At 57.9% G+C, this 6,885-nt stretch carries 6 protein-coding genes; 3 read left to right on the forward strand and 3 right to left on the reverse strand.

Going from position 1 to position 6,885, the window contains the following annotated elements; genetic code table 11:
* Positions 1 to 49: 49 nt before the first annotated feature.
* Together clpX and GC165_07655 are read right to left on the reverse strand one after the other, a co-directional pair.
* Positions 50 to 1,366 (reverse strand): ATP-dependent Clp protease ATP-binding subunit ClpX, encoded by a 1,317-nt coding sequence (gene clpX / locus GC165_07650; protein ID MBI1332739.1) that lies wholly within the window; start codon positions 1,364 to 1,366, stop codon positions 50 to 52.
* A gap of 27 nt (positions 1,367 to 1,393) precedes the next feature.
* Positions 1,394 to 1,975, reverse strand: coding sequence for an ATP-dependent Clp protease proteolytic subunit (locus GC165_07655; GenBank protein MBI1332740.1), 582 nt, complete (start codon positions 1,973 to 1,975; stop codon positions 1,394 to 1,396).
* A gap of 361 nt (positions 1,976 to 2,336) precedes the next feature.
* Here GC165_07655 and GC165_07660 point away from each other — a divergent pair, with 361 nt between their 5' ends.
* From GC165_07660 to GC165_07670, 3 genes are all read left to right on the forward strand, one after another.
* The gene (locus GC165_07660; protein MBI1332741.1) at positions 2,337 to 3,341 is read left to right on the forward strand and encodes a hypothetical protein; all 1,005 of its coding nucleotides are present in this window, start codon (positions 2,337 to 2,339) and stop codon (positions 3,339 to 3,341) included.
* A 945-nt stretch (positions 3,342 to 4,286) separates the two neighbouring features.
* On the forward strand, positions 4,287 to 4,874 hold the full coding sequence (locus GC165_07665) for a PEP-CTERM sorting domain-containing protein (GenBank protein MBI1332742.1): 588 nt from the start codon (positions 4,287 to 4,289) through the stop codon (positions 4,872 to 4,874).
* A 28-nt stretch (positions 4,875 to 4,902) separates the two neighbouring features.
* Positions 4,903 to 5,820 carry a GNAT family N-acetyltransferase gene (locus tag GC165_07670; protein ID MBI1332743.1) on the forward strand — a complete coding sequence of 306 codons (918 nt, stop codon included), beginning with the start codon at positions 4,903 to 4,905 and terminating at the stop codon, positions 5,818 to 5,820.
* 39 nt (positions 5,821 to 5,859) lie between these two features.
* Here GC165_07670 and GC165_07675 read toward each other — a convergent pair whose 3' ends face one another.
* Entirely contained in the window at positions 5,860 to 6,396 is a 537-nt protein-coding gene (locus tag GC165_07675) for a DUF559 domain-containing protein (protein MBI1332744.1), read from the reverse strand.
* Positions 6,397 to 6,885: the final 489 nt, after the last annotated feature.

A 6,885-nucleotide genomic window follows, 5' to 3' on the forward strand; every position in this document is an offset into this window, starting at 1 on the left:
ATAGCGCCGATCAGAAAGCCCTAGCTGGAAAAAAGCCAGGGCCGCCTCGTCAGCTCGCCTTTCGTAAGTCTTCTTCGTTCAGCAGAATCGGAAGTTTGCCTTCGGCGATAATGCCTGTCGGAAGAACGACCCGTTTTACATCTTCGGAAGACGGGACTTCGTACATCACGTCCATCATCACACTTTCGATGATGGCGCGCAATGCTCGAGCGCCGGTCTTGCGCTTCAGTGCCTCGCGGGCCACTTCGTTCAACGCTCCGGATTCGACGACGAGTTCCACGCCGTCCAGCTCGAAAAATCGTGTGTACTGCTTCAAAATCGCGTTTCGCGGCTCGCTGAGGATGCGGATCAGCGCTTCCTCGTCCAGCGAATCCAGCGTCGCGATGACCGGCAGTCGGCCAATAAACTCGGGGATCAGACCAAATTTGAGCAAGTCTTCCGGCAGAACATTGCGCAAAATGTCCTTCGGTGCCTCGACCTTGCTCTGAGGGTCGGATCGGAAGCCCATCACGTTCTCCTTCATGCGCCGCTTGATCATCTCTTCGACGCCCTCGAAGGCGCCGCCGCACACGAACAAAATGTTCGATGTGTCGATCTGCAGGTAATCCTGTTGCGGGTGCTTGCGTCCGCCACCGGGCGGAACGTTGGCCACCGTACCTTCCAAAATCTTGAGAAGCGCCTGCTGCACACCCTCGCCGCTCACGTCTCGCGTGATCGAAGGGTTATCGCTCTTGCGGGAAATCTTATCGATTTCGTCCACGTAGATGATGCCCCGCTCGCAAAGCTCCTTCGCGTTGTTCGGGTCCATCGTTTCCGCCGCCTGGTACAGCTTCAGCAGAATATTTTCGACGTCCTCGCCAACATAGCCTGCTTCGGTCAGGGCCGTCGCGTCGGCGATGGCAAACGGAACGTGCAGGAGCTTGGCCAGAGTCTGCGCCAAAAGCGTCTTGCCCGAGCCGGTGGGACCGACCATCAGAATATTGCTCTTCTGAAGCTCGACCTCGCCCTTGCCCTTTTCGTTGATGCGCTTAAAGTGGTTGTAGACCGCGACCGACAGAGCCTTCTTGGCCCCATCCTGCCCGACCACGTACTGGTCGAGGTATTCCACGATCTCTCGCGGCTTGGGCACCGAGCCCGCCTTCTGCACCGGAGCCATCGGCTGGTGAGCCGGCTGAACCGGAGCAGGCGTCGCCGCCTTGGTGGCACCTGACTGGCGCGATTCACCATCGCTGTGAAGAATGTCGTTGCAGAGGTCGATGCAGTCGCTACAAACCGCGCCATGCAGACCAACGATGAGCTTTCGAACTTGCTCCTTCGCCTTGCCGCACAAACAACACTGATCCCTTCGTTCGGTTGACTTTGCCATTCAGATGCCTTCTTTAATTGTATAGGATTACGGAGCGCGTTCCAAGACCTTATCGACGAGCCCATAGGCCACAGCCTCATCGCCCGACATAAAGTAGTCTCGATCGCAGTCCTTCCGCACCTGTTCTTCAGCCTTGCCGGTGTGGCGGCTGAGGATGCCCATCAGGTTGTCCATCATGCGGTTGATCTCGGCGGCCTGGACGTTGATGTCGGCGGCTGTGCCTCGAAAACCAGCGGATACCTGGTGGATCATGATGCGGGAATGTTTCAGTGCGTAACGCTTTCCGGCGGCGCCGCCAGCAAGAAGTACGGCTCCCATCGAAGCGGCTTGGCCCACGCAGATCGTCGCCACATCGCATTTGATGTGCTGCATACAATCGTACATAGCCAGACCAGCCGTCACCGAGCCTCCCGGTGAGTTGATGTAAAAGTCGATATCCTTATCGGGGTCTTCCTTTTCTAAGAAAAGAAGCTGGGCCACAATCAGGTTCGCCACGTAGTCGTCGACCTCGGTTCCGAGGAAGATTATTCGGTCCTTCAGTAGCCTGGACCAGATGTCGTAAGATCGCTCGCCGCGTGCGGTTTGCTCGATAACGTAGGGTATGCCCATCCTATCTCCTTTTACTCCATTCTGGTCGTTCACGCTCCACACCACAGGTGCCCCGCGCTGAAACAGTCTCGAAACGTGCATTTTCGGGACCAATTCCGTAACCGGAAGGGACATTCCGTCAATGTGCCGGGAACCAGCAGGTGGTTTTGCTGGGCTGATACCCAAAAGATCGTTCTCGTGGGGTTCAGTGCTCTGCGCTCTGTGCTCTGTGCTCTGTGCTGAGTGCTGAGTGCTGAGTGCTCAGTGTTCAGTGCTCTGTGCTCTGTGCTCTGTGCCCTGCCTTCTGCCTTCTGCTTTCTGCCTTCTGCACTCCCAACTCAAAACTCAAAACTGCCCTCCTTTCGTATAATGCGATTACCCCATGATCGCATCGGTTGGTTTTGCCCTCGCTCTCGGACCCTCCGCTCCGGCGATTGCCTATTCTTGCCGCTACTACTACCCGGACGGAGACCACCGAACCAGCTTTCATCAGATCTACATTTGCGATCTCCACGGCCGGCACCGACAGCAAATCACGTTCGACGATAGCGAAAAGACCAGCGTCAACTGGGTGGGAACCGACAAACTCGCATGGCTCGAATCGAACGGCTCTTCGATCGGCGAAACTTGGTACGGCTACCATATGCCAACGCAATCAAACACCGAGACTCCGCTAGCCCGAAGAATCATCCTCTACGACGTCAAAACCAAGAAACGCACCATCGTGGCCAAGGGCGTCTTTAGCCCCTACTCCTCCACCCGCGACTCCATCACCTACGAGGAGTACGAGGAGCACACAACCAACGATCTCCTCGAACATAACATTCTCAATTTATGGAAGATTTCGGCGAAAGGGTGCACAAAATCGGCGGCACCAAAGGAGTCCGATTCTGGCCCCGACGGGAGGAACGACGGCTCGTTTTCCATGTGGAAACCGGTCAAGCTGGATTACCCGCCGAAGGCGAAGGACAAGATGTTTGAATATCACGGCCGGGACGGAGGCGGGACAGGCGCGGTCTCGATTACGCGCAAGGGGCACACCCTTCTTGTGCCCGGCGATCCCAATAAAGTTTGGGTCAAGAAGGACCAATCCAAGTGCTGGTTCATGATCGGAAGCTACGCTGGCTCGGCCGGATGCGACGAATGGCTTTATGAAATCAACTGGAAAACCGGCAAGCTGTCCATCGTGGCCGACGACGTCTTGGGCATCGACTTCGACCCAAAATATCGGTATTGGGTTGCCACCAGCAACAACAAGACCACCACAGACCTTGGTCAAAAGAAGGTGTGGCAAGACGAACTATGGTGCGGAGATACCCGCAACCATCGGCAATGGAAGATCGCCGGTGGATTGGTTCATGGCGATAGCATCAGCATTCGAGAGTGAGGCGCTGAGGGTCTGACTCCAGTGCTCTGTGCTCTGTGCTCTGTGCTCTGTGCTCTGGGCCCTCGCCCTTGCATAGCACACCCTTTGCCTTCTGCCCTCCGGCTAAAGGAGTCTTTCGCCAATCTCCCGTCCCGATGTTGCTCTGCTCCACCAAAACTATGTCGTGGCACTGGCAAAGACGCCTGCTTGTCCGCCGAAGTCCGAGGGTCGAGGACGAAGGCGGGCGAAGCTGGGATTTACCAGTGATGGTAGGTGAGCATTCAGCCTCCTCCCCACCGCTTCGCCTAAAGTCGGCTCAGCGACTCCCCCCAGGGAGTAGCGTGGTTATTCGGAATCCCGAGTCTGGTCGGTGTATCACCATACTGGGACCATTCCAAAATGGCGAATTGGTATGAACTTCGTTCAAGCGTACTAGCCACGCTACTCCACAGGGGGAGTCGCTGAACGCAGTGAAGCGGTGGGGAGGATTCATTGATGTGTACCACGCACTCCGTTCGCATACTCGTGTTCCTGGCGGGCGTGACGCCCACCCTCCCAACCTCGCGAGACAAGTCAGCGCATTCCAAATAGCCTAACCTCCCTCGCCCTAGCGAAGCGAGCCCTTGCGTAGCACGTCCTTCGCCCTGCCTTCTGCCTTCTGCTTTCTGCACTCCCAACTCAAAACTCCCAACTGCCTACTGCCCTCCGCCCTCCGCCCTCCGCCCTCTGCCCTGCGCTCTGTGCTCAGTGCAAAGTGCTCTGCTCTCTGGGCCGCCCTCCCTCGCCCTGCCTTCTGCACTCCCAACTCAAAACTCCCAACTGCCTACTGCCCTCCGCCCTCCGCACTCCTACCAGATTCCCTTCCGCACCTCTACCAGCTTTCACCCTCCCCAACCCCAAAAACCTCACAACCCGTGTTAGCTTAATTCCATCGATTGGCCCGATGGGCATTGGAAGGTTTTGGATATGAATTTGAATGCATGGCGCGTGATTTCTCGGGCATCGGCTCCCTGCGCCCTTGCCCTCGCCCTTAGTCCCGTGGCTCTGGCCCAGCGAGCCCCCACCGTGACCTACACGGCCACCGGCACGCCCGGAGCCTGGGACCTCACATTCACTCTCACCAGCCACTTCCTCCCCGGTGAAGGCGATTTCTACTTCTTCGGCGTCGCCATGGATACCGGCCGCAACATCGTCTCCTCGCCCAACGGCTGGGACCCCGATAAGTGGCGCGACTGGACCAATTCTGGGTTCGGCGGAAGCGGCCTCAACTACAACAACAACTGGATCAACCTCTACTCCCGCTCCGACGATCTGACCCCCAACACGTCGAAATCGGTCTGGGTCGCCCGATCCACCGCTGCCGCCGCGCCCACCTCGCTCCCCTTTTTCGCCTTTGCCGCGGGCGGAACCTACACCGGCACCGACTACTTCGATAACTACTGGAACCCCGGCTTCGAAGGTACTGCGCACCTCGTTCCCGTGCCCGAACCGGCGTCCCTCGCCGTCCTCGGAATCGGCCTCCTCGCCTTTCGACGAGCCCGTTTCAAAAAATAGTAACCCTTTGCACTATAATACGTGCATAGTGCAACTATATCCGGAAATCGATCCGATTCGCGAAGCCTCGCGCCAGATGGTTCGCGGCCTCGGCCTGCTCGAACTCTCACCAATGTTCGGGGTGCCATTTAACCAACGCCACGCCCTCATCGAGATCGAGCGCGCAGGGGCCATCACCGTCAATCAACTCGGCGAGGCGCTTCTCGTCGATCGGTCCGTTGCCAGTCGAATCGCGTCTGCCCTCGAACGCCAGGGTCTCGTCGCGACCTCGTCCGACCCCGTCGATGCCCGCAAAAAGCTGCTCTCCCTCACGCCAAAAGGCATCGAATGCACGCTCGGCATCCATGACGCCTGCAACGAGCCGGTCGCGTCTGCCCTCAAACTCCTCTCGCCCGAAGACCGTCAGCGCGTGGTCGAGGGCCTCGAAATCTACGGCCGCGCCCTCCTCAAGGCCGCCCGCACCAAGGACCTCGTAATCCGAAAAATCGAGCCGACCGACGACGCTCAGGTCGCGCAACTCATCCGCGCCGTCATGACCGAAGGCGGCCTGGTCGGCCCCGGCTACAGCATCAACGACCCCGAAGTCCTCTCGATGTCCGAAAACTACCCGGCCCCCCGCGCCGCGTTCTACGTCGTGGTCCGCCAAAAGCAAGTGCTCGGATGCGGCGGCTTTGCCCCCCTCACCGGCGGCTCAGACGACGTCTGCGAGCTTCGAAAAATGTACTTCAGCCCCGAAATCCGAGGCATCGGCATGGCCCAGAACCTTATCTCCGTCATCCTTGCCGACGCAAAAACCGCAGGCTACCGGCGCATGTACCTCGAAACCACGCAAAAGCAAGACAAAGCCCGCGCGCTCTACGCCCGCAACGGCTTCACGCAGATCGACGGCCCGATGGGCGACACGGGCCACTGCGCCTGCGACACCTTCTGCATCCGCGAATTGTAAGCTGCTGGGAGGCGCATAGCCCAAAGGAGAGTGAAGAAGCTACAAGAACATCGCGTCGAGGCCTTCGAGTTTCACTTCGCCCCGGCACACGTTCAGCACCAGTTGCGCGGCCTCGTCGGGCGTTCTCAAGACGAAACTGGCGGGCAGGCGAAGGAACGCGATTCCAATCGCTTCGATCTCCTCCTGGCGCACGATGTCGGCTTCGGGCCTCATTTCGTGATAAGACTTACCATCGACCTCGATCGCAAGTTGGAGGTCTTCGTAGAAGAAGTCGATGATGTAGCGGCCCAAGACTGGATACTGCCGCCGAATCGGAATCTCCCGGTTGGCGGGCGCTTTGAGGCGCTTCCAAAGCAGTTTCTCGGGCAAAGACAGGTTTCCACGATTCTCGTTGGCGAGTTTGATCAAGTATTCGGGTTGCTTGTCGTGGGTGGCCAGAGTCCTTAGGTTACATTCAGATGGCGGTGCGGAGGACGTTTTTGTCAAGTTTGTTCTTTGGATGGTCTGATTAGCGTTGCTCGTTTTTTCCACAAGCCTTCTCCCCCTCCGTCCCGATGTCGCTTTGCTCCACCTCATGCAAGCGTGCCTTTGAGGCACCTTTGCACAAGGGCTCTTCCTTCGGCGGGATCTAAGGAGTTCATTTCATTCACCGACTCCACATGAATCCTGCCCAGGGAGTAGCGTAGTAAATCGGAATTCTAAGTCGGGTCGATACTTCGTTCGGCTACCGAATGACTCCTCCCCACCGCTTCGCCTAAAGTCGGCTCAGCGACTCCCCCTAGGGAGTAGCGTAGTTATTCAGAAATCGAGGTCGAGTCGCTGCCTCACCATACACTGACTTTTACAAAAAGGCGAATTGGTTTGAACATAATTCAAGCCTACTAGCCACGCTACTCCCCGGGGGGAGTCGCTGAGCCAAGACATGGCGAAGCGGTGGGGAGGAAGACAAGCCGCAAGCCGCAAGCCGCAAGCCGCAAGCCGCAAGCCGCAAGCCGCAAGCCGCAAGCCGCAAGCCTTCGTAAAACGAGGCTATCTCTTATCTAAGTGATTTCGTGACTGAGAAAT

Source organism: Armatimonadota bacterium (genome assembly GCA_016125185.1).
Taxonomy (GTDB): Bacteria; Armatimonadota; Fimbriimonadia; order Fimbriimonadales; family Fimbriimonadaceae; genus Fimbriimonas.

What these genes read in the sequence shown, in the direction of transcription:
- clpX (MBI1332739.1), bottom strand. Translation starts at nt 1,366, where the DNA reads ATGGCAAAGTCAACCGAACGAAGGGATCAGTGTTGTTTGTGCGGCAAG.
- GC165_07655 (MBI1332740.1), bottom strand. Translation starts at nt 1,975, where the DNA reads ATGGGCATACCCTACGTTATCGAGCAAACCGCACGCGGCGAGCGATCT.
- GC165_07660 (MBI1332741.1), top strand. Translation starts at nt 2,337, where the DNA reads ATGATCGCATCGGTTGGTTTTGCCCTCGCTCTCGGACCCTCCGCTCCG.
- GC165_07665 (MBI1332742.1), top strand. Translation starts at nt 4,287, where the DNA reads ATGAATTTGAATGCATGGCGCGTGATTTCTCGGGCATCGGCTCCCTGC.
- GC165_07675 (MBI1332744.1), bottom strand. Translation starts at nt 6,396, where the DNA reads ATGAGGTGGAGCAAAGCGACATCGGGACGGAGGGGGAGAAGGCTTGTG.